This is a genomic window from Desulfobacterales bacterium (assembly GCA_028704555.1).
Lineage (GTDB): Bacteria > Desulfobacterota > Desulfobacteria > Desulfobacterales > JAQWFD01 > JAQWFD01.
Map to the genome: position 1 here is coordinate 47,323 of JAQWFD010000016.1, position 21,684 is coordinate 69,006.

Sequence of the window (21,684 nt, forward strand, 5' to 3'; positions counted from 1 at the left end):
AAATGGATAATTTCATCCCAGCGTTCGGCATGCAAGTTGCTTTGCGAAAGGTACACTGTTATTTTCCTCATGACAGGGTCATTTTCTATTGGATGTTCATCGAATTCTGCTGAGACGGCTTAAAGGAGAAACAAATGGAGAATAAAGTAAAAGCGTGGCGGGTATTTGTCGTTGTCTATATCGCCAGTGTGGTGATTCCCATGTGTCAGTTCAAGGTTCCCCCGCTGATGCCATTGTTAATAAAGGATCTGGGAATCGGGATGGGCACGGCCGGTTTTTTGATGTCTATATTTGCCGTGGCTGGTATCATCATCGCTATTCCCGCAGCAATGCTGCTGACCCGGCTGGGTCCAAAAAAAAGCGGTATGATTGCACTGGGTTGTGCGGTGCTGGGGTCGGTGATCGGCGCAATGGCCCAGGGTGCGGCGACCATTTTGATCGGCCGAACCATTGAGGGCATCAGTGTCGGATTGATTGCCGTCGTGGCGCCCGCGGCAATCTGTATGTGGTTTCCGCCCGAAAAACGGGGGCTGCCCATGGGAATCTGGGCCACGTGGGTACCGGTTGGCCTTTTTATCATTTTTAATATTGCCGGTCCGCTGTCTGACTCATTTGGCTGGCAAGGGGTGTGGTGGTTTACGGCGATTGTTTGCTTTGCCGAGTTGATTCTGTATGCGATCGTGGTCGATGCGCCGGATGCAGCCACTGCTGCGGTTGATACGGGCAGTGAGCAGGCGGTTGAACCTTACGCAAAGGCGTTGTTGAATCCGAAAACCTGGATCATTGCGTTCGTATTCATGGCGTTCAATGTTGCCTGTATGTCATTTAATACCTGGGAGGCCAGTTTTCTCCAGACAGAGTTAGATTTTATTCCGGCAAACGCCAGTTTCCAGGTCAGTTTGATGAACCTGGTCTACATTCCCGCCAGCATCGTGGCCGGTATGGTATTGAACATGGTCCGGAAGCGTCACATGGTATTTGCGGCCAGTATGCTGGCATATACCATAGTGATTTTCTGGTGTTTTAAACTGACAACGGCGGGAGCCGTCATGCCGTATATGGTGATTCTGGGCATCGTCACCGGCTTTGTTCCGCCCTGTGCATTTACGCTTGCCGCAGAAAGCATGAAAAGCATTCAGCATGCGGGTCTGGCCATGGCGATTGTCGGGGGTATCGGGCAGAATCTGGGGCTTTTTATCGGTCCTCCGATTATCGGAGCCATTGCCCAGAATCATGGGTGGGGAGCGACTGCACTTCCCGTGGCCGCAGCTTCCGCTATCGGTTTTCTGATCGCATTGGCAGTCCGGCCCCACAAATTATCTTTTGAGAAAGAATCATAAATAAATTTTACACACTGTGTGGCATTGGATTCCAACTGTTTAAAAAATTATCCGGACACGACCGTCGCGTGTTAAAAATGCCGATCGAACTGCCCGATGTTTTTATCGGGCAGTTCGGTACATATTGATTTTTCAGTCGGAGAAACAGAAACGATCACCGCGGCCGTTTCCACAGAGACTTGGCCGATGAAACCAGCTGGGAAAAGGTGTGTTTTACTTCCTCCAGTAAAGGCTTTTGGATTTTTACCTGCAGGAACAGGTCGCCGGACGTGCCGCCGCTCTTGCCTTCTTTCCCCATTCCGGCCAGTCGGATCCACTGGCCTTCCCGGACGTTTGCCGGAATATTGACCATCAGCTGTTTGGATCGCTTCTTTACATTGTAGGGGATTTTGCCGCCCTGGCGGGCCGTCTCCGGATCCAGGGTGAGAATATCGCCCGCGTCCGATCCGTTTTCGGGTAAAGCAAATCCGGTAGCTTTTTCAAGTAAGTATTTTGGCAACCTGCCCATATTCCCCAAAAAATTAAATCCCTGCTGCTGTTGTTGCTGCTGCTGGCGGCGGCATCCGCCTTGCACAAAGCCCATGCGCCGGCCCCTGCCCTGCCCTTGACCGCATCGCCTGCCCCCCCTGAATTCAAACTGTTGATAGCCGCTTCCGTAAAAATCTTTGAAAATATCGTCAAAGCTTCTGAATCCGAATGATTTGGCCATTTCTTCGAATACGTCGTTAACGTCCGAACCCCGGAAAATATCCTGTTCCGTATGTGTCTGGCGGAATTGCCCATAGGCGGAGGGGCCGTACTGCTGTTTGATCGTGTCATATTCTCTGCGTTTGTCCGGATTCGACAGTACGGCGTATGCCTCATTGATGCTTTTCATCTTGTCAACCCCATCCGGGTCACTGCACCGGTCCGGATGGTATTTGAAGGCCATGGTCCGGTACGCTTCTTTTATCTTCGGGGCGGTCGCGGTTTTGTCAATTCCTAAAACAGTGTAGTAATCGGTTTGTGTCATAAGTTGTTATCTTTCCTGAATCGGTATGAATCTGATGCTCAGGGATTATATGTTATGTATCTGTAATAGTATATCTTTTTTTAATGAAATCAAGAGAAGCCATTAATTTTCTTTTGATCTGAGATTTTCCCGGAATTATGCGGTTATGTTTACCATACCGTGTATGGATATTTTTTTGCAGCGGATTAGTGCGGATCGTTCTTTATTTGTGTATTTTGCGGCTTAAAACAGGTAAATGATCACCAGCGCGGCTGAATGGGTAGCTTCCCATCTTTTTCTGTGTCCTCTGGAGCGCTCTGCGGTGAAGTCCTCCTTTTCTAAAAATTTTACCGAAAAACATGCGGGCAACAAATGAAAGCCGAATTATTTCAGCAGAATTGTGGCTATGATTGAACAGTGACGGACGGCTGAAAGATAAAGACGGTATAAATACTGAACGACGAGCCTGAAGGGATGATTGTATCTGGTCGGGGCGAGAGGATTTGAACCTCCGACATCCTGCTCCCAAAGCAGGCGCGCTACCAGGCTGCGCTACGCCCCGATTAAGCCATAATTTACTACCATGTATTCATGTATGACGCAAGCCAATTTTCGAAAGTCTGGTTAAAAACCTGCCTTTCTATTCATCAGGGTACTTGGGCGGGGTTTTTTTGAAAAAATCATCGATTGCACCGGCCATCGCATCAGTCAGTTCCGATAATGTACCGGGACTCCCGGGTGCCGTTTTTTCAATAAAATTTGTCAGGTCCTCTGTTTCAATTAAAACGGCCGGCATGTCGGCACCTTCTAATACTATCAGCGGAGCGGCATTTAATTTGACCTGCGTAAACGATTTGATTTTATTCAACCTTGCCTGGAGCAGTCCGGCAAGCAGGCGGCTTGAGGTTGTGTGCTGCAGTTGAACAGCTGCCCAGGGCGTCTGGCCACTGGTGCGCCATCCGGTCAGGGGCGGAACCGTATCCGGCCGATCAGGTGCTGAAAAGGCTGCTTTGACCGGTTGGTAGTACCAGATGGTTATCCCCCCGGCCTTATGAAGAAAGCTGCCCCCGGCATGGAGGCTGATCAGCATTTCAGCGGCTATATGGTTGGCGGTCGCTGTCCGCTCAAACAGATCCAGTTGATAATCGCCGGTTCTTGTCAGAATTGTCTCATACGAAGGCCGCAGCCGGTCAGCCAGCTGCCCGGCGAGCAGAAGCGTGAGGTCTTTTTCCCACATTGTTTCTGAGCCTGCGCCCCCGGTATCCTCTCCTCCGTGGCCCGGATCAATGGCTATGACAGGGTTCTGATGATTAAAATCAGCGGGGTCTGCTTTTGTCCTGGCCGGTATCACGCACAACGCAAGAAACAGGACGACGGGGTATATGACCATGGTATGGGGTCGCCATTTTGATAAAAGCATGCTATATTCCTGTATCAATTAAATTGACGGGTGTTGACCTGTCGCGCAATTTATTTTTGCCGGGGTCCGTATGCGTTTTATTCTAATTTTACTTGACAGTTAATTTCTTTGTGATTATTTTTTCTAAAGTTTTCTTTTTATTGAAATTTAAATGAAAATTTTATAAAGTCAAGTAACAAGATGTAAAACCCATACGGGTATGTTTTGTTGTCGGCGTCGATCATTTCCGCCGTATGGAGTGAATCGGCAAATTGATTTTTGCGAGAGTGGCGGAATTGGTAGACGCACTGGACTTAGGATCCAGCTCTGGAGACGGAGTGGGAGTTCAAGTCTCCCCTCTCGCACCACCATGTATAAATGCTCAAATGATGTCAAGTGCCTGAAGATATCATCGGATTTCAGGCATTTCATTTATGGGGAAGGAACATTATGCAAGTTACAGTAGAAGACTTGAGTTCGGTCAAAAAACTCATGTGCATTGAAATACCTGAAACGGATGTCGTCCGGGAATTGGACAAAGCTTACAGTAATCTGAAAAAGACGGCAAAAATCAAAGGATTTCGGCCAGGAAAAATTCCCCGGACGGTTATGGAAAGAATGTTCAAAAAAGATGTGCATGCAGATGTGTCTTATAAGCTGATCCAGCAATCTTTTATTGAGGCCATAACCGAAAAAGACCTTAAGGTTCTTGGGACCCCCCTGATGGATACTCCTAAACTTGAGGCAAGGGGCCCTTATAAATACAAGGCGACCGTCGAGGTGAAGCCGCAGATCGGGAACATCGACTTCAAAGGGCTGACACTTAAAAAAACGATATACGATGTGACGGATGCCGAGGTGGATGCGCAGCTGAAAGCATTGCAGAAAAATATGGCGGAGAAGGGTCGGATTAAAGAAGACCGGCCGGTTGCCGATGACGATTGGGTCTTGATGGATTATGAAGGGTTTAAAGATGGCGAGGCATTTGAAGAGACCCCTAAGGTCGAAAATGAAGCCATAAAAATTGGCGCCGCCTATGTGACAAAAGACTTTGACGAACAGATCAAAGGAATGAAATCAGGCGATGCAAAAGAGTTTACGGTTCATTTTCCTGCAGATTATTGTAATGCAAAGCTTGCTGATCAGGATATCCTCTATCGTGTTCAGGTGAAAGAAATTCAGGAAGAGGTCTTGCCGGAAATTAACGATGATTTTGCCAGGTCTTTTGGTGATTTTAATAGCCTGGAAAAATTTAAACTGGACATCGTGACTAATCTGAAAAATGCGTATGAAAACCGCTCTCATGAGGAGTTGAAAAGCCAGATTTTTGAAGCACTGACTAAAAAATCAGATTTTGAACTCCCGGATTCGCTGGTGGACTTTGAGCTGGAAAGTATTGTGGCCGAAGCTCAACGATCGTTTATGTCCTACAATACAACGCTTGAACAGCTGGGGTTGACAAAAGAGACGCTGTCTGAAAAATATCGGGACGTAGCCGAAAACAACGTCAGACACCATCTGATAATCAATCAAATCATCGAGCAGGAAAACCTGGTCCTTTCAGATGAGGAATTGGAAGAAGGATACGCACAGGCCGCCGAAAGGTTCAGAAGACCGCTGGATGAAATCAGGAAATATTATTCGGATCATGAGGACCATTTTGATTATTTTAAGACAGGCCTACTTGAAAAAAAAGCGATCCGTCTAATAATTGAAAACGGTGCTGTAGAAAATGTGGAGCCTGAAAAAAAAGAGGCTTCCGCTGACGAGTAAGAACCAAAAATGCTTTTTTATAATAAATACGTCAATGAAGGAGGCTGTTTGTGCCGTTAGTACCAATGGTCATAGAGCAGAGCAGCAGAGGCGAGCGGGCTTATGATATATATTCCCGGCTGTTAAAAGACCGGATCATATTTTTGGGGACAGCTATCAATGATGAGGTTGCCAACCTGCTGATCGCCCAGTTTTTATTTCTTGAGTCCGAAGAGCCAGAAAAGGACATTAATTTTTATATTAATTCGCCAGGCGGCGTCGTGACAGCGGGACTGGCTGTTTATGATACGATGCAGTATATCAAACCGGAAATTGCGACAGTATGTATCGGCCAGGCTGCAAGCATGGGTGCCGTATTGCTGGCTGCCGGTACCAAAAACAAACGCTTTGCGTTACCCAATTCCCGGATATTGATTCACCAGCCTCTGGGAGGGGCTCAGGGTCAGGCCTCGGACATTGAGATACAGGCCAGAGAAATTCTCAAAATAAGAGATACCCTCAACGGTATCCTGGTCTCACACACCGGCAAAGATCTGGATCAGATACAAAGAGATACGGATCGGGATTTTTATATGTCCGGTGAGGAAGCAAAAGCGTACGGAATAATCGATCATGTGATCAGGAAAAGAGAAGATCTGGATCACCTGAACGAAGTGGAGGCCTAATATGCCAAAAAAACAAGATCCAAACGATAACCTTTTCTGTTCGTTCTGCGGAAAGAGTCAGAAAGAGGTCAGAAAATTGATTGCCGGGCCTGCGGTGTACATATGTGACGAATGTATTCAGCTTTGCAGCGAAATTGTTGAAGAAGAGGGTGAAAAAAATCCTGTCAAAACTGAACGGCCGCCGGTTCCCAAAGAAATAAAGGCCATTCTGGATGATTATGTCATTGAGCAGGAAACAGCGAAAAAAATTCTGGCAGTGGCAGTTTATAACCATTATAAACGACTGGATTCTTCTGTTCGAACCGGCGATACGGATATTCAGAAAAGTAACATCCTGCTGATCGGTCCGACCGGATGCGGGAAAACATTGCTGGCCCAGACGCTGGCAAGATTTTTAAAAGTTCCGTTTGCCATTGCCGATGCGACCAGTCTCACCGAAGCCGGCTATGTTGGTGAGGACGTGGAAAATATTATCCTTTCGCTGCTTCAAAATGCCGATTATGACGTGGAAAAAGCAAAGCGCGGCATTGTGTACATTGATGAAATTGATAAAATTGCCGGCAAATCCGACAATCCCTCGATTACCCGGGATGTATCCGGTGAAGGGGTTCAGCAGGCATTGCTGAAAATTATCGAAGGAACCACGGCCAGCGTGCCGCCCAAGGGCGGACGGAAACATCCCCAACAGGATTTTGTAAAGATAGACACGTCTAATATTCTGTTTATATGCGGCGGAACCTTTACCGGGCTTGAGCAGATTATTCAGAGACGGATGGGCTCCAAAGTCATGGGCTTTGGCGCTAATATAGTAAATAAATCCAAACTGACAGCCGGAGAAATCCTTAAGCATGTTAAACCGGAAGATCTGGTCAAATTTGGTATGATTCCTGAATTTCTCGGGCGTCTTCCCGTAGTTGCAACACTTGAAGAACTCAATGAGGCTTCGCTGATTAAAATTCTTACGGAACCGAAAAACGCACTGGTCAAACAATATCAAAAGCTTTTCGAAATAGAGGGCGTTAACCTGAGATTTACCGACAGCGCGCTTTCCGCCATAGCGTCTGAGGGCTCTAAACGCAAATCCGGGGCCAGAGGCCTCCGGGCTATTCTGGAGAGTTGCCTGCTGGATATCATGTATGATATTCCGTCGATTGACAATGTGAAAGAATGCGTCATCGGTGAAGATGTCGTCTTGAACAAGGAAGATCCCATACTTCTTTACGAGCAGACTAAGAAACTGGCATAGCAGGATTAAATTGTCTGCTGTCAACTGATTCAGACGGTGCGATAAAACAGAAAAAGTTTATCAAAAATGATTAAGCTGTCAAAATTTTTTAAACAAGACGAGGCTGATTTGCCAAGGATGATACTACCTCTTTTACCTTTGCGTGATATAGTTGTTTTTCCATATATGGTTGCGCCGCTGTTTGTGGGACGGGAGCAGTCTGTAAACGCCCTTGCCGAGGCAATGAATCGGGATAAGATTATTTTTCTGGCGACCCAGAAGAAGGCAGAAGTGAATACTCCGGGAAAAGAGGATCTCCAGCAGATCGGGACTATTGGCAAGGTCCTTCAACTATTGAAACTGCCGGATGGAACGGTAAAGGCCCTGGTGGAAGGAAAATCAAGAGGGCGGGTGGTTCAGTTTGTTGAGAACGAAGAGTTCTTCCGGGTAGAAATTGAACCGATAGCTGTGGACGCATTGAATGAGGTAGAGCATTCGGCCCTTCGCCGGGCGCTTCTGGAAATATTTGATGAATATGCCAAACTGAATAAAAGCATCTCCAAGGACCTGATAGCCAATATTTCATCTTTGGATGATCTGTCTCAGATGGCGGATACCGTTGCGACTCATTTTTCCTTTAAAATAGGGGATAAACAGCAGCTGCTGGAGGCGGTTCCGTTGACCGACCGGGTATCTCTGTTAATCCGGCTGATAAAGACCGAGATAAATATCTTTAAGCTGGACCTTAAAATAAAAGGCAGGGTCAAGGAGCAGATGTCCAAGACTCAGAAAAATTATTATCTCAATGAACAGATGCGGGCCATCAAAAAAGAGATGGGTGCCGAAGATGATAACGGAGATGAGGTTCAGGAGCTTGAAAACAGGCTCAGCGAAAAAAAGATACCCAGAGAGCCTGAGGAAAAGGTCAGGCAGGAACTGAAAAAGCTGAAGATGATGACCCCCATGTCGGCTGAAGCGACGGTGGTGAGAAATTATATCGACTGGATACTATCGTTGCCCTGGATGGAGCTCAGCGAGGTCACGGATGACCTGCAGGAAGCTGAAAAAATACTGGATGAGGACCACTACGGCCTGGAAAAACCAAAGGAGCGGATTCTGGAGTATCTGGCCGTTCAGTCACTTGTGAAAAAACTCCATGGGCCTATCCTTTGTTTCGTGGGTCCTCCCGGAGTTGGCAAAACCTCTCTGGCCAAATCCATTGCCCGTGCAACCGGAAGAAAATTTGTTCGCTTATCGCTGGGTGGCGTTCGGGATGAAGCGGAAATCCGTGGGCACAGGCGGACATACATCGGCGCCATGCCCGGAAAAATCATTCAGTCGCTTAAAAAGGCAGGGGTGAATAATCCCGTGTTTTGTCTGGATGAAGTAGATAAAATGAGTATGGATTTTCGGGGAGACCCTTCGTCCGCGCTTCTGGAAGTCCTTGATCCTGAACAGAACAACAGCTTTAACGATCATTATCTGGATTTAGATTATGACCTTTCGGAGATTCTGTTCGTAACTACGGCAAACACGCTTCCCGATATTCCGCTGCCGCTTCAGGATCGTATGGAGATTATACGATTGTCCGGATACACAGAATATGAAAAATATCACATTGCGGACAAGTTTCTGATACCCAAGCAAATCAAGTTCAATGGCCTGGAAGAAAAGAATGTGCAATTTTCAAAAAATTCTACTTATACGCTGATCCAAGGGTATACCCATGAGGCTGGCGTTCGAAATCTTGAACGGGAAATCGCTTCCATATGTCGGAAGATTGCACGGGATGTGGTGAAAAATAAAACGGAGAAATTATACCGGGTGACCTCAAATGCCATAGCGGGCTATCTGGGGCCTGTCAGATACAGGCAGACGCAGGCCGAGGAAAAGGATCAGATCGGTATGGTTACCGGATTGGCATGGACTCAGGTTGGCGGCGTCTTGCTTTGCGTTGAAACGGTGTTGATGCCAGGGAAGGGTAATCTCACGGTAACGGGGACGATAGGCGATGTCATGAAAGAATCCGCCCAGGCCGCGGTGAGTTTTATCCGGTCCAGGAGTGAAGATTTTGGCATAGAAAAAGGCTTTTATAAGGACAATGATATCCATATCCATATACCTGAAGGGGCGATTCCAAAAGACGGGCCATCGGCCGGCATTTCCATGTGTACGTCGATTGTATCGGCACTGACAGGCCGAGCGGTCCGGCATGACCTCGCCATGACCGGGGAAATTACATTGCGAGGTCGGGTATTGCCGATCGGCGGGTTGAAAGAAAAACTCCTTGCGGCGCATCGGGGCGGAATCAAGATGGTCCTTATTCCAAAAGAAAACGAAAAAGATTTGAAAGATCTCCCGGCGGTCATAATGCGGCAGATGGAAATTGTGACCGTGGAGCACATGGATGAAGTGCTGTCGCATGCGCTGGTGGATAAGGCTGATGAGGCGTCCGACTGCTCCCATGCACTTTTGTTTCAGAAGGAACCGCATCTTCCTGTCGATATAATCTCTGATCCTCAGGAATATCCGGTACCATTGAGCTGATTTTTTATAGATACATAAAAAAAGCTTGACAATATAAGATTACTTTAGTATTTTTGCAAAATCAAGTTTGCGGGAGTCCGGGCGGGTAGCTCAGTTGGGAGAGCGTCGGCCTTACAAGCCGAGGGTCACAGGTTCAAGCCCTGTTCCGCCTACCACATACTTGCAATAACCCTAAAGGGGGCGTAGTTCAGTTGGTTAGAACGCCGGCCTGTCACGCCGGAGGTCGCGAGTTCGAGTCTCGTCGCTCCCGCCAGAAAATTCAAGGACTCAGGAAAATTTCCTGAGTCCTTTTTTGTTTTTTATCCCCCTGTCCCCCACTTATACCCTCGAATATCGGCTTTTAAAATATTTTGGATAATTAAGAATTGATGAATTCGTAGAAAGTACCCACACCCGTCATTCCCGCGCAGGCGCGAATCCAGAACATACTGAAACAACTTTATTTCTTTTTTTAGTTGAATGACAAATACGGGCTGAATATGACTTTTTACACAGCCATCCAGTATTGCCCTGTTAAGATCAGGGTCAGATCCTGACAAAACGGAGTCAGGCAGATACATGGCAACAGTAACCCTATGCGGCATGTGACAAAAAACGCAGGAGTGTTCTCCTGTGCCTCGGTAGCGGGATCCGTTTCCGGGCATAAAACTCAGTTGCATTTTAGAACCCGCCCCGGATATGATGAAATTATTTGGATGAAAACGGAAAAATGGATTGCATCGCCCGCTCAAGACGCGAAGGCTGAAAACAATAATTTTTTCAAAATATTACACCGCCTGGAACCAGTCAACAACAATGTCCGTCAGGTCTGAGGGACATTGCGTAATCTCTGGATGCGTGAGTTAAACAGTATTTTTTGTCATATAAAATTAAAAAATGGGAACTTAACCGGCATAACATCTACGAGAGTGATAAAAATGAAAATCTACTCAGCATATGAGCGCGGTCGTCTGTTTCTGGGACGGCTTTCCCATGGCCGGGATATAATACCGGCTGTTGAACATTTCTGTCGGGACATGTCGATACAAATGGCGACATTTTCAATCATCGGAGCCGTTTCCAGCGTTACATTGGGGGGGTACGATCAGAAGCAACAGGTGTATGTCACGTACAGGGAAGAAGGGCCGTTTGAAATCGCCAGCTGTTCGGGCAGTGTCTCTCTGAAAGACGGTCAACCCTTTATCCAGTCCAATATGATTATATGGGATGAAAGGGGAAAAATCATCTGCGGCCATCTTTTCTCTGAAACCATTATATTCGCTGGTGAAATTGAGCTTCAGGAGTTAATCGGAAACCCCTTGAAAAGGGAACTTGATACCACAACGGGTCTTTTCCTATGGAAATCAGAACCGGATTGTTAGCGGTCGTCATCCTGCGCGAATGCGCTGACGGATCGGCTGGCTTCAGCGTTGAACCGTGACGGCAAAAGGGTGTGTTAACCGTTACCGATGGCGTTGTGTGAGTAACGTCCCCGAAGGGTTGCGTCACTGAGATTGGTATGCCGGGAACGGGCCGGACGAAGCCCGAGACAGCGTGGCTGAAATTATGATCAATCCCATGGTATGGTGGTAACCTGTTTTTATATCAGCGGATTAATTATCCGCAGGGAGATTAAATATAGGTTGTTGACAAATCTGGCGAAATGCGCTAGTTTTATTTTTTAAAGGCCGTGATTGTTTCAGGCCTTTTTTTCATAAGGGATTTATCATCCATCCCGGAACCGTTCCTTGACATCCAACTCTAATCGTCTATCCCTCCAGGGGGTACAGATGGTTTTATAATTTATTGTTTGAGTTATTCACAGTCGGATACCCGGACGTACAGGTTGTCCGGATAATCCCCGCCTGACAGCATATCTTTGAGCTACCGTTCTTTTGCCATATGGGGCGTCCTCGGCTACTGATTGATTTGCGGTTATACTTTTACTGACGTACCGATACCCGACATAAAAATTTAATTCTTGTTGGAGGAATATTTGGGGAGAGTCGGTGCGACCAGCCAGTTGTTATTCATTGAATGAAAAAACGGATTTAATCCTCACGGGAAGAGTTTACCGTTAAACTTACAGCCATATTGTTTTTTGAATAATCAGTTCGAAGAATATAAATTATTGTTTTATAAGTTATTTTTAGGGAGGACGTACGATCATGCTTTATGAAAAAGAGGCGTTGAAGTATCACAAAGAGCCCAGACCCGGGAAAATTGAGGTGGTGCCAATCAAACGGTGCCTGACGCAATTGGATCTAAGCCTTGCCTATACGCCCGGTGTAGCCGTACCCTGTCTGGAGATTGAGAAAGATCCGGACAAATCATTTGATTATACGTCCAGGGGGAACTTGGTCGGAGTGATTACAAACGGTACTGCGGTACTTGGGTTGGGCAATATTGGACCTCTGGCGGGAAAACCGGTGATGGAGGGAAAGTCCGTTTTGTTCAAGCGGTTTGCCAATATCGATGTGTTTGATATTGAATTGGATACGAGCGATCCGGATGAGTTTATCAGAATGGTCAAACTCCTTGAGCCGACTTTCGGAGGAATCAATCTGGAAGATATCAAGGCGCCGGACTGTTTTTATATTGAAGAAAAGCTCAGGGAACAGATGTCTATCCCGGTTTTTCACGATGATCAGCACGGAACAGCCATTATTTCCTCGGCAGCTCTTTTAAATGCGGTTGAGCTGACGGGCCGGGATTTGAAGAATATTCGTGTGGTGATCAATGGCGCCGGTTCAGCGGCCATGGCCTGCGCGGCATTGTATCTGGAAATCGGCGTCCGGAGGAAAAACGTGATAATGTGTGATTCCAAAGGCGTTATTTACAGCGGACGAACGCAAGGGATGAACCCATATAAGGAAAAATGGGCCTCAGATACTCCGTGCAGAACACTGGCCGATGCGGTCAGGGGGGCGGATGTGCTTGCCGGTCTTTCAGTGAAAGGCGCATTTACAACGCAGATGATTGCCACCATGAATGAACGACCTATTATTTTTGCACTTGCCAATCCTGAACCGGAAATTGATTATTACGAGGTAAAAAAAGTTCGACCGGATGCGGTTATGGCTACAGGCCGTTCGGATTATCCCAACCAGGTCAATAATGTTCTGGGGTTTCCCTATATTTTCAGAGGGGCGCTGGATGTCCGGGCAACCGCCATTAATACGGAGATGAAGCTGGCCGCTGTATGGGCACTGGCGAAACTGGCCAGGGAAGATGTCTGTGATTCGGTCAGGAAAGCATACGGTGGGTGCAGCATGCAGTTTGGACCGGAATATATCATTCCCAAGCCTCTGGATCCCAGGGTACTGCTGAAGGTAACGCCTGCGGTGGCAAAAGCGGCGGTTGACAGTGGTGTGGCCAGAGTGGGGCTGCCCGAGCAGTCCAAATATGAACGCCAGCTGGAATCCATTCTCGGTCCGGAACGGGAGACCCTCCGGAAACTGACTAACCGGGCGCAGCTGGATCCTCGCCGGATTGTGCTCCCTGAGGGGGATGATCCGGTTATTCTTCGCGCCGCACATCAGGTGGCCAAAGAAAAGATCGCCTGTCCGATCCTCCTGGGAGATCCGAAAAAAGTTCTCAAGATGGCCGAAAGTCTTCATATCCCTCTGGATGGAATAGAAATTTTAGACCCCATAAAAAGCGCTCTGTTTGAACGGTTTGTTCCGAAACTATTCGAGATGCGGTCAAGAAAGGGCTGGTCGGAAGCTGAAACCCGACGCCAGCTGAATAACCGTTATATTTTCGGGGCCATGATGGTTAATGAGGGGATCGTCGATGGCCAGGTACATGGCATCGCCCGGTCCTATCCGGAGTCGATCCGGCCGGTTCTTCAGGTGATACAGCCCCGTTCGGGAATCAACAAGGTTTCGGGGGGGTATATGATGTTTTTCAGGGATCGATTCCTGTTTTTTGCCGATACAACGGTAAATATCAATTCCAGTGCTGAAGATCTGGCAGAAATCTCCCTGTTGTCGGCTGAAATGGTTGAATTTCTGGATATCAAGCCCCGGCTGGCGCTGCTGTCTTTTTCAAACTTTGGCAGTACACGTCACCCGGACTCCAGACGGGTTCAGAAAGCCGTTGAGCTTGCCCGTCAAAAAAAACCGGGGCTGGTCATTGACGGTGAAATGCAGGCAGATACGGCGGTAGTGGAAGAAATTTTAAACGGGCAGTTTGCATTTAACCGGCTGGGAGCGCCTGCCAACGTACTGATTTTCCCGGATCTGGCATCCGGCAATGTTGCGTTCAAGCTTCTGGAACGACTGGGCGGTGCAAAAGCCGTAGGGCCATTGCTCATGGGAATCAGCAAACCATTTAATGTCTTGCAGAGGGGATCTGATATGGAAAATGTTGTCAATTTAATTGCCATTACGGTTGCCCAGGCCCAGGCCCAGGATATTAACGAGTAAAGGGCTTCGGAAAGAATAAATTGCCATCGGTCTTTTGGTCTGTTTTCAGTGGTGCATCAATGAACTCAAACAACAGGTATGCACGCTTTGATACGCCTTGAAGACGGACAAAAATCCTGCGCAATCCATGCGGAATTTATTATTTCAGAAGTCCAAAATCGATACCTGAATAGAACCATTCGCACAACTGTTGCGTTTTTTTCGGCACGTTGCGGCCGATAATTCGCCTTTTTTACGAATTCATCACGGGTATTGTGAACGAACGACAGATAAAAAGGAGACGATGTGATGAACAATTTGGATGCTATTTTTTCCCCTGGGTCGGTAGCCGTGATCGGCGCATCGGCAAAGACAGGGAAGGTGGGACATGACATTTTTGCCAACATACTCAAGGGCGGATTTACCGGAACCCTGTATCCGGTCAATCCGGGCGCCAAATCCATATTGAGCGTCCGGGCCTACCCGACGGTTCTGGATATCCCCGAAGATATTGATCTGGCGATTGTGATTGTTCCACCCCAGGCGGCCCTGGGCGCAGTTGAAGACTCCATCCGTAAAGGGGTACGGGGAATTGTTATTGTATCTGCCGGATTCCGGGAGATCGGAAAACAGGGGCTTGAACTTGAAAACACCATTCTTGCCAAATGCCGGGAGGCCGGTGTCCGGCTCGTCGGGCCGAACTGCCTGGGCGTGATTAATCCGATGGCCGCCGTGAGGTTGAATGCCAGTTTTTCAACCCGTATGCCGGCCAAAGGCAATATTTCATTTATTTCCCAGAGCGGGGCCCTGTGCACGGCGGTACTGGATTTTGCGGCCGATCGGGATTTCGGGTTTTCGAAATTCATCTCCACCGGCAACAAGGCCGATGTGGATGAGTTGGACCTGCTTCGGTATCTTCACCGTGATCCGGATACCAATGTCATTATGATCTATCTGGAGGAGCTTCGCCGGGGTCCCGAGTTCATTGAAACGGTTCGGGAAATAACATCGGGCGCTCGCCCGACACCGGTTCTGGTCATCAAATCGGGCCGGACCAGCGCCGGGGCAAAGGCTGCCGCATCGCATACCGGGTCACTGGCCGGTTCCGAAGCGGTATATGATGCGATTTTTCAGCAGGCCGGTATCCTCCGGGCCGAAACCATTGACGAGTTGTTTGATATGGCCAATGCGTTTAACTACAAGCAGGAAACAGCCCTGGGTAAACTGACCCGGAAGCTGCCGGCCGGCAACCGCGTGGCCATTGTCACCAATGCCGGCGGCCCCGGTATCCTGGCAACGGACGTGACCATTTCCTCGGGTTTGGCCCTGGCGGAATTTTCGCCGGAAACCGTGCGGACCCTGGCCAGTCATCTGCCGTCAGCGGCTAACCTGAACAACCCCGTGGATGTGATCGGGGATGCGGCCTCCGACCGGTATGAGTACGCGCTGGAGGCGGTCATCAATGATGACGGAGTGGACGGCGCCCTGGTTATTTTAACCCCGCAGTCCATGACCAATGCACTGGGAACGGCCGAAGCCATTGTTCGGATCGCCCGGCGGTCGCACAAGCCGATTCTGTGCTGTTTCATGGGAATCGTGGATGTATCTCCGGGTGTCAAATATCTTCAGGAACACGGGTATCCGGTCTATAAGTTTCCGGAAAACGCGGCCAAGGCCTTCTCGGCCATGTATCGATTTTCCATGTGGATCAACCGGCGGCAACTGGCCGAATACAGTCTGGAGCATGACCGGAAGCAGGCGGCACAGATTATTGGAAAATGCCTTGACCGGGGGCAGACGTACCTGGGTGAGCTCGACGGGCTTGCGCTGTTAAAATGTTACGGATTCAACGTGCTGCCGACCGAATTGTCCACCACGGCGGATGAGGCTGCCGGTATTGCAGAAAAGATCGGCTATCCCGTGGTGATGAAGATCGTGTCTCCGCAGATCATCCACAAATCCGATGCCGGCGGTGTCAAGGTGGGCCTGAAGACAGCCGACGAGGTCCGTAGGGCATTTGATGCCATTGTCGCCAATGCCGCGGCATATGATCCGGAAGCCCAAATCACCGGGGTGCTGATTCAGAAGATGGCGCCATCCGGCCAGGAGGTGATCCTGGGGGTGAACCGGTATCCGATCTTCGGGCCGCTTTTGATGTTCGGCCTTGGCGGTGTGTTTGTGGAAGTGTTCAAGGATGTGGCCTTCCGCCTGGCGCCGATCGGCAGGAATGCCGCCCGCAGAATGATCCAGAGCATCAAGGGGTATAAGCTGTTTACCGGGTTCAGGGGAAAACCCGAGGCCGACGTGGATGCCATGGAGAAACTGCTGATATGCCTCTCTGACATGGTCACCAACCATCCCGAGATCCAGGAACTGGATATCAATCCTCTGCTGGTGCATGAAAAGGGAAACGGAACCACCGTTGCCGACTGTCGGATTATTCTGAATCGACCGGTTCAGGCATGATGGCAGCGGCAGATCCGTAAGCATTCGGCATTCAAAACGGAGTTTTGGTAAACATCCGGTATCACCGTTAACGGCAGCTGTAATTGCTGAAAGCAATTGCAGCTGCCGTTTTATTGAACCATCAATAAACAATCTTTTCGAAAATTGCGCTTAATGGCCAAAGCCCTCTGTCATTCCGGGGGGTTTTATATCGTGTCACAGGAACAGGTATGTCAGCACTGTCACAATTGATTCAAATCAGCGTTCCGGCGGAGCATATTCATGATTCCGAATTTATCCGGCAGCGGATATCGTCCGTATGCAAAGGCCCGTTTGTCGACTACCGGATTCAACGCCGATCCATCGATGCCCGGAAGAGATGTCCGGAATATATCCTCCAGGTGAAGGTCTATCCGGATGCGCCTCCGCCTGAAGAAGACGATACGCCCCCGAAAAGGGCCTGGCCGACAGTGGCTCCAGATGAACCGGTGATTATTGTGGGAGCGGGACCTGCCGGATATTTTGCGGCCCTGAAGCTTATTTCCATGGGGGTGTGTCCGGTTGTGCTTGAACGGGGGAAGGATGTCCGGTCCCGTCGCATCGATATCGGCCGGCTTCACCGGAAAAGCATCGTCGACCCGGATTCCAACTACTGCTTCGGCGAAGGCGGTGCCGGGACCTATTCCGATGGCAAGCTCTACACCCGTTCCACCAAGCGGGGAGATGTTCAGTCCGTCCTGCGGCTTTTTGTGGAACATGGCGCATCTCCGGATATCCTCATCGATGTGCATCCGCATATCGGGTCCAATGTGCTGCCCCGCCTGGTGGAGCAGCTCAGAAACACCATCCTGGCCCATGGGGGGCAGGTCCTTTTTCAATCTCGGGTGTCGGATCTGATAGTGAGTCAAAACCGCGCCGTCGGCGTCCGGACCGAAGACGGCCGGGAATTTACTGGGCGTGCGGTCATTCTGGCGACCGGGCATTCGGCCCGGGATGTGTACCGGATGCTGCACCGGCAAGCCATCCGGATTGAAGCCAAACCCTTTGCCCTCGGGGTGCGGATCGAACATCCCCAGTCTTTGATTGATCAGATTTTTTATCATCACAGCCCCCGCCATCAAAATCTGCCGGCCGCTTCCTACCGTATGGTCTGTCAGGTGGAGGGCCGCGGGGTCTATTCCTTCTGCATGTGTCCGGGCGGGTTCATTGTCCCGGCATCTACGGCGCCAGGCGAACTGGTCTTAAACGGGATGAGCATGTCCCGGCAGGATGCCCGTTATGCCAATGCCGGCATGGTGGTTGAAATTCGGCCGGCAGACTGGTCGTCCTTTGAGTCGTCCGGTCCTCTGGCCGCGCTGGAATTTCAGCGGCAGGTGGAAGTAGCGGCCTTTGAAGCCGGAAAAGATAAAACCCAGCGGGCCCCGGCCCAGCGGGTGACGGATTTTGTCGCGGGACGGATTTCTGCCTCCCTTCCGGATACCTCCTATACGCCCGGCGTGATATCGGCTCCGGTGCATGACCTGCTGCCGGAATCGGTCAGCAGCCGGCTGCGGGAGGCCCTGACGGTATTCGGAAAAAAACACAAAGGATATTTCACCGGCGAGGCGATGGTGCTGGCCGTGGAATCTCGGACCAGCTCGCCGGTTCGAATCCCGCGTGATCCGGTTACATGGATGCATCCTCAGGTTCAGCAGCTCTACCCCTGCGGGGAAGGGGCCGGTTATGCCGGCGGGATTGTCTCATCGGCGATCGACGGACAGCTGACCGCGCAGGCGATTGTGCAACAGCTGCGGTGATTATTGATGGGCGTGGCGCCGCCGGTATATGGCGATGAACAGCAAAATCCCCCCAGCACTCTGGCCGATCAGGCATGCGCCCAGTACGATACGGTAAAGCGCCCCGGCATATCCCCCGCCCCGATGAATCTCTTCGATGAGCTCTTCTTCCGGTTCTGACGAAGCCCCCGCCCGGAGGTTTCCCGGGATCTGTACTTCGGTAACATCTCTTTCGCTTCCGGCAGCCGGAGAGGGGTCGCGCCCCGTCTGAACCTGTTGAGAGGCGGAGCGATTATCGCGTAGAAAGTCCTCGACGCTGAGGACCATGCCTGAAGTCCGATGCCATTTTCTAAGATCTGCTTCTGTCATCATGGGGTTCCTTTTGGTAGGGGATGTTTTCTGATATGAAATCGTATCTCTTTCCGGCCGCAGTACAGCACCGGAACGACAAACAGGGTAATCAGTTCCACCAGCATGCCTCCGAACGACGGGATGGCCATGGGGACCATGATATCCGACCCCCGGCCGGTGGAGGTGAGCACCGGAATCAGGGCTAAAATCGTGGTGGCTGAGGTCATCAGCGCCGGCCGGACCCGCTGAAGCGCTCCTTCCCGGGTGGATTCCCGGATCTGGGCGATGGATTCAGGGGCCATTTTCGAAAAGCTCTGGTTCAGATAGGTGGCCATCAGCACTCCGTCATCGGAGGCAATGTCGAAAAGCGCCAGAAACCCCACCCAGATGGCCACGCTCAGGTTGACCGGGTGCACCTGAAACAGATCCCGCATGGACATATCAAACAGGGAGAAATTGAGAAACCAGGGTTTGGCATAGAGCCAGATCAGGAAAAAACCGCCCGCCCAGGCGACCAGAATTCCGGAAAACACCATGAAGGTGGTGAGAACGGATCTAAATTGGAAGTACAGGATCATGAAGATGATAAACAGGGCCAGGGGCAGCACGAGCGACAATGTTTTCTGGGCGCGGAGCTGATTTTCATATCTCTGCCTTCCACCGTGGTGGTGATGGGCTTGCCGCCGACAGCCACTTCGCTCTATCCTCTTCCCGTGCCCTTTACCCGACGGGCGGACACGGGGGGCCGTCCCTACGCCCGCGAGTTGTTGCGTCTTTATTCCTCTGCACTTCTGCCCTCTGATCTTTACGTAGAGGCGGCCTATGGCATCCTTGTGGATCACCACGCCGCTGACAGGCGCCGGAAGGGTTATGTGGTCAATGGGCGCCGTTTGACAATATCGTCAATCTGCCCGTTGGTGAGGCGCCAGAGACTGAGCTTTTTCCGGGCAGCGGTTACTGTGGCCAGGCTGGCGGTTTTCATCACCTCCAGCCTGGCCAGTTCCATGGCGCTGCCGGCCTTCAGGTCCAGTTTGCCGAACCAGGGGAATGCCTGGGAGAGTCCGAATCTCTGGCGCTGCGGTCCGACGCGGGTTTCCACATGTTCGATAAACCCGGCATAGGTAAAGCGGGGATCGGGCAGGGCCTTAACTTCGGGGATTTTTTCGAGAGCCGCTTTCCATTTCAAAAATTCGGCTTTCAGTCCGGGATTGTTCAGTTCCGCATAGGTGAGAAAATCTTCCAGAGACGAATTTTCATCCAGGGGCGGAAGCGGCTCAGGGGCCGGGTCATAAGTCTGAAAAAAAGGCCCGGTCGCCGGATCAGGCGAGGATAACGATTCCGGCGGATATTGATGTGCGCATCCCATGATGAGCAAGGCCGCGGATATGATAAGACCGTATCGTGTTGAAATCGTCATGCGCATGTCTGTCCTTGGATCGAATCGGATAATGCGTCTGCGGGTCTCATTCGGCAGGAAGCATCCAGCTTGGGCAGATCCCCCGGAATCCCGTGGTTTTGGACGGTATCAATGACAATCAACCGGGAGGCAGCCTATGGGGACATCATGGAGTCCCGCGCCCATCGCGCTGTCCGGCATGCTCCACGGCGCAAAGGTTTTGGTGGGGCCGTGCCCGATCATGTCAATCAGCTCCGGGATCCGGTTCTGTATGGACTGCCCGATGATAACTCTTTCGAGGCTCTGCGTTCTTACCGTCTCGAGCGAAGCGGGCGGTCACTATAACGGGAAAATTTTTGTTTTTTTTGACAGAGTTTAAGGATTTAGGAACTAAATCGTTTGATATAGACGGTTTCGTATGCGCCCGGTAAGACAGATATGATGGAAGAACCGTTTCGTGAAGTGTCCGGCAGGCACAAGCCCGCTCCGGAGGATGTGAATCAGCATTCATGAATTCGATTTTCAGAAAATGCGCTCAAAGTGCCTGTTCCGACAAGGTATTTTTATACTTTTACTATCATGGAATACGGCCGGGATTGTCAATAAGGAAATTCTCTATGTCCGGGGGTGCGGGGATGAGTTGTCCGGCCGGCGAAGGGGTTGCCGATTGAAGGCCAGGTACATGATGCGGAAAAGGCCTGCCGGTAATCGGAATGCGGTCTGCACGGCCTTTGATAAAACGTAACACATCCCGCAGAGCGGCGTGCCGACAGCGGTAATTTCAGCCCGGATAACGGTCGCTGAATGCCTGCGACTTATCCTTTTCGGGAGGGTATGATCCGTCCGCAACGCTGACATTTATCATAGTGTACGCCATCGCAGGAGGCGTTTTTTGCCCCGCACGGGCATTTCCACAAAACAGGATGAGGTTGGCACAGTTGGCGGCCGCCATCCTGCTGAAGTTGCCATTCGTAGTATTTTTCCCAGTCAAATTCAGGTTTTTGTTTCGATTTTTTTCCCAGCTCTTCTATCAGCATGTCTCATCTTTCTGTATACAGGGGGCCAGATCCCTTGTGTGGGTCTCTATCTCTGGCGGATTTGTAAAATGTATTGGTGCTCAGCCTTCCCTGCATCCGGTTCGTGCCGAAAGACTGCTTCAAAAGAGTTATGCAATATCAGTGTCCTATGATCAGATCATCGGCGCCGGTGTACGAATCAAAAATCATACACCTCGCAATGTATCTGCCAATAGAAAATATTCGTTGCCCTTTCAGATTAAGGTAATGGATGGTTTCGGGGATATGGCTTGAAACAACGGCATACAGACTCGTCTCTGAGGGTTTCGATGTTTAATAATCCGAATGTTATTTGTTTGCATATCGTATCGAA

16 protein-coding genes and 4 tRNA genes are annotated in these 21,684 nt (G+C 50.0%); 13 read left to right on the plus strand and 7 right to left on the minus strand.

The annotated features are described in order from the left end of the window. Positions 1-134: 134 nt before the first annotated feature. The gene (locus PHQ97_07775) at positions 135-1,340 is read left to right on the plus strand and encodes an MFS transporter (GenBank protein MDD4392627.1); all 1,206 of its coding nucleotides are present in this window, start codon (positions 135-137) and stop codon (positions 1,338-1,340) included. A gap of 154 nt (positions 1,341-1,494) precedes the next feature. Here PHQ97_07775 and PHQ97_07780 read toward each other — a convergent pair whose 3' ends face one another. From PHQ97_07780 to PHQ97_07790, 3 genes are all read right to left on the minus strand, one after another. Then, on the minus strand, positions 1,495-2,352 hold the full coding sequence (locus tag PHQ97_07780) for a DnaJ domain-containing protein (GenBank protein MDD4392628.1): 858 nt from the start codon (positions 2,350-2,352) through the stop codon (positions 1,495-1,497). Positions 2,353-2,816: 464 nt separating this feature from the next. After that, positions 2,817-2,893 (minus strand) — tRNA-Pro (locus PHQ97_07785). Positions 2,894-2,971: 78 nt separating this feature from the next. Continuing rightward, positions 2,972-3,751 carry an N-acetylmuramoyl-L-alanine amidase gene (locus PHQ97_07790; GenBank protein ID MDD4392629.1) on the minus strand — a complete coding sequence of 260 codons (780 nt, stop codon included), beginning with the start codon at positions 3,749-3,751 and terminating at the stop codon, positions 2,972-2,974. Between the two features lie 260 nt (positions 3,752-4,011). Here PHQ97_07790 and PHQ97_07795 point away from each other — a divergent pair. The 11 genes from PHQ97_07795 (at position 4,012) to PHQ97_07845 (ending at position 18,569) form a co-directional block, all read left to right on the plus strand. Further along, positions 4,012-4,098: transfer RNA gene (locus PHQ97_07795), tRNA-Leu, on the plus strand. Positions 4,099-4,180: 82 nt separating this feature from the next. Next, the gene (gene tig / locus PHQ97_07800; protein MDD4392630.1) at positions 4,181-5,503 is read left to right on the plus strand and encodes a trigger factor; all 1,323 of its coding nucleotides are present in this window, start codon (positions 4,181-4,183) and stop codon (positions 5,501-5,503) included. A gap of 50 nt (positions 5,504-5,553) precedes the next feature. Next, on the plus strand, positions 5,554-6,168 hold the full coding sequence (gene clpP, locus PHQ97_07805) for an ATP-dependent Clp endopeptidase proteolytic subunit ClpP (protein ID MDD4392631.1): 615 nt from the start codon (positions 5,554-5,556) through the stop codon (positions 6,166-6,168). Position 6,169: 1 nt separating this feature from the next. Continuing rightward, positions 6,170-7,414: an ATP-dependent Clp protease ATP-binding subunit ClpX gene (gene clpX / locus PHQ97_07810; GenBank protein MDD4392632.1), complete on the plus strand. Its 1,245-nt coding sequence runs from the start codon at positions 6,170-6,172 to the stop codon at positions 7,412-7,414. Between the two features lie 66 nt (positions 7,415-7,480). Further along, positions 7,481-9,940 carry an endopeptidase La gene (gene lon / locus PHQ97_07815; GenBank protein MDD4392633.1) on the plus strand — a complete coding sequence of 820 codons (2,460 nt, stop codon included), beginning with the start codon at positions 7,481-7,483 and terminating at the stop codon, positions 9,938-9,940. A gap of 79 nt (positions 9,941-10,019) precedes the next feature. Continuing rightward, positions 10,020-10,095 (plus strand) — tRNA-Val (locus PHQ97_07820). A 21-nt stretch (positions 10,096-10,116) separates the two neighbouring features. Beyond that, a tRNA-Asp gene (locus PHQ97_07825) sits at positions 10,117-10,193 on the plus strand. A gap of 664 nt (positions 10,194-10,857) precedes the next feature. After that, entirely contained in the window at positions 10,858-11,301 is a 444-nt protein-coding gene (locus PHQ97_07830; GenBank protein ID MDD4392634.1) for a DNA-binding protein, read from the plus strand. A 786-nt stretch (positions 11,302-12,087) separates the two neighbouring features. Further along, positions 12,088-14,349 carry an NADP-dependent malic enzyme gene (locus PHQ97_07835; protein MDD4392635.1) on the plus strand — a complete coding sequence of 754 codons (2,262 nt, stop codon included), beginning with the start codon at positions 12,088-12,090 and terminating at the stop codon, positions 14,347-14,349. A 288-nt stretch (positions 14,350-14,637) separates the two neighbouring features. Continuing rightward, positions 14,638-16,794, plus strand: coding sequence for an acetate--CoA ligase family protein (locus PHQ97_07840; GenBank protein MDD4392636.1), 2,157 nt, complete (start codon positions 14,638-14,640; stop codon positions 16,792-16,794). Between the two features lie 209 nt (positions 16,795-17,003). Then, entirely contained in the window at positions 17,004-18,569 is a 1,566-nt protein-coding gene (locus tag PHQ97_07845) for an FAD-dependent oxidoreductase (GenBank protein MDD4392637.1), read from the plus strand. Here the strand turns inward: PHQ97_07845 and PHQ97_07850 are convergent, their stop codons facing one another. Genes PHQ97_07850 through PHQ97_07860 form a run of 3 tightly spaced genes read right to left on the minus strand, consistent with a single transcriptional unit; the run spans position 18,570 to position 20,316 of the window. Continuing rightward, positions 18,570-18,920 (minus strand): hypothetical protein, encoded by a 351-nt coding sequence (locus PHQ97_07850; protein ID MDD4392638.1) that lies wholly within the window; start codon positions 18,918-18,920, stop codon positions 18,570-18,572. It lies immediately after the preceding gene. Beyond that, a complete protein-coding gene (locus PHQ97_07855; protein ID MDD4392639.1) occupies positions 18,917-19,741 on the minus strand; it encodes an efflux RND transporter permease subunit in 825 nt (274 codons plus the stop codon). The genes PHQ97_07850 and PHQ97_07855 overlap by 4 nt, the downstream gene beginning before the upstream one ends. Before the next feature lie 26 nt (positions 19,742-19,767). Beyond that, positions 19,768-20,316, minus strand: a complete 549-nt coding sequence (locus tag PHQ97_07860) for a hypothetical protein (GenBank protein ID MDD4392640.1) — start codon at positions 20,314-20,316, stop codon at positions 19,768-19,770. A gap of 111 nt (positions 20,317-20,427) precedes the next feature. Here PHQ97_07860 and PHQ97_07865 point away from each other — a divergent pair, with 111 nt between their 5' ends. Further along, complete coding sequence (locus PHQ97_07865; GenBank protein MDD4392641.1) at positions 20,428-20,640, plus strand: hypothetical protein; 213 nt, start codon at positions 20,428-20,430, stop codon at positions 20,638-20,640. Between the two features lie 470 nt (positions 20,641-21,110). On the opposite strand, the gene PHQ97_07870 is transcribed toward PHQ97_07865, so the two are convergent. Then, a complete protein-coding gene (locus PHQ97_07870; protein MDD4392642.1) occupies positions 21,111-21,332 on the minus strand; it encodes a hypothetical protein in 222 nt (73 codons plus the stop codon). Between the last annotated feature and the right edge of the window lie 352 nt (positions 21,333-21,684).

Bases quoted from the DNA above. Each gene is read 5' to 3' on its own strand.
- PHQ97_07775 (MDD4392627.1), top strand. From the start codon at position 135: ATGGAGAATAAAGTAAAAGCGTGGCGGGTATTTGTCGTTGTCTATATC.
- PHQ97_07780 (MDD4392628.1), bottom strand. From the start codon at position 2,352: ATGACACAAACCGATTACTACACTGTTTTAGGAATTGACAAAACCGCG.
- PHQ97_07790 (MDD4392629.1), bottom strand. From the start codon at position 3,751: ATGCTTTTATCAAAATGGCGACCCCATACCATGGTCATATACCCCGTC.
- tig (MDD4392630.1), top strand. From the start codon at position 4,181: ATGCAAGTTACAGTAGAAGACTTGAGTTCGGTCAAAAAACTCATGTGC.
- clpX (MDD4392632.1), top strand. From the start codon at position 6,170: ATGCCAAAAAAACAAGATCCAAACGATAACCTTTTCTGTTCGTTCTGC.
- lon (MDD4392633.1), top strand. From the start codon at position 7,481: ATGATTAAGCTGTCAAAATTTTTTAAACAAGACGAGGCTGATTTGCCA.
- PHQ97_07830 (MDD4392634.1), top strand. From the start codon at position 10,858: ATGAAAATCTACTCAGCATATGAGCGCGGTCGTCTGTTTCTGGGACGG.
- PHQ97_07835 (MDD4392635.1), top strand. From the start codon at position 12,088: ATGCTTTATGAAAAAGAGGCGTTGAAGTATCACAAAGAGCCCAGACCC.
- PHQ97_07840 (MDD4392636.1), top strand. From the start codon at position 14,638: ATGAACAATTTGGATGCTATTTTTTCCCCTGGGTCGGTAGCCGTGATC.
- PHQ97_07845 (MDD4392637.1), top strand. From the start codon at position 17,004: ATGTCAGCACTGTCACAATTGATTCAAATCAGCGTTCCGGCGGAGCAT.
- PHQ97_07850 (MDD4392638.1), bottom strand. From the start codon at position 18,920: ATGATGACAGAAGCAGATCTTAGAAAATGGCATCGGACTTCAGGCATG.
- PHQ97_07860 (MDD4392640.1), bottom strand. From the start codon at position 20,316: ATGACGATTTCAACACGATACGGTCTTATCATATCCGCGGCCTTGCTC.
- PHQ97_07865 (MDD4392641.1), top strand. From the start codon at position 20,428: ATGACAATCAACCGGGAGGCAGCCTATGGGGACATCATGGAGTCCCGC.
- PHQ97_07870 (MDD4392642.1), bottom strand. From the start codon at position 21,332: ATGCTGATAGAAGAGCTGGGAAAAAAATCGAAACAAAAACCTGAATTT.